The organism is Nguyenibacter vanlangensis, from assembly GCF_013376155.1.
GTDB lineage: Bacteria > Pseudomonadota > Alphaproteobacteria > Acetobacterales > Acetobacteraceae > Gluconacetobacter > Gluconacetobacter vanlangensis.
This window is the reverse complement of the sequence record NZ_JABXXP010001100.1, coordinates 1-702: the sequence shown is the minus strand read 5'-3', so window position 1 is coordinate 702 and position 702 is coordinate 1. Positions and strand designations below refer to the sequence as shown.

At 69.9% G+C, this 702-nt stretch carries 1 pseudogene; it reads right to left on the bottom strand.

Annotated elements, in window-relative coordinates:
- Positions 1 to 702 (bottom strand): annotated as a pseudogene (locus tag HUK84_RS21485) (ABC transporter permease); the annotation flags it as partial.

Here is a 702-nt window from a genome sequence, read left to right as displayed (position 1 = left end):
GAGGCGAAGCCCAGGGCGGCGGCGGCGCTGCGGATGATGACGATGTTGCTGGCGCGCGGGTCGTCGCGGTCTTCCGGGGCGATGTCGGTGCCGTGCGCGTCGTCGAACAGGCGGCCGGCGAGCAGCGGCGTTGCGTAGGTACGGAAATAATCCCGGCCGACGTGCTGTTGGACCAGTTCCTGCTGCCGGTTCGCGGCACCCGGCCGCCAGACGGACTGGATCGACAGGAGGTCGCTGCCGGGCGCGCGATCGGATTGGGTGACGGAGCGTACGCCCGGCAATTTGGCGAAGCTGTCCAGCAGTGCCTGTTGGCGCGGGCGGAGCGCATCGTCGGCCATGCTGCTGACGATGATCAGCCCATCGCGGCGAAAGCCCCGATCGGCATCGCGCAGATGCGCCACCTGCAGGTCGATGACCAGCGCGCAGATGGCGAAGCTGATGGCGAAGACGAATTGCGCCCCGACCAGGATTGCGCGGATCCGCGTCCCCATCCGCCCCATGGACGGCATGCGCGCGGCCGCCAGGATGCGGGCCGGCGCATAGGCGGCCAGGACCAGGGCGGGATAGAGACCGGCGCCGACGCCCGCCACGATGACAAGCAGCGCCAGGCGCGGCAACAGCCAGCCATAGGATATCGCGACCTGCCAGCCGCACAGCATGTTCAGCGGCGGCAGGGCCAGTTCGGTCAGCGCCAGGCCCAGC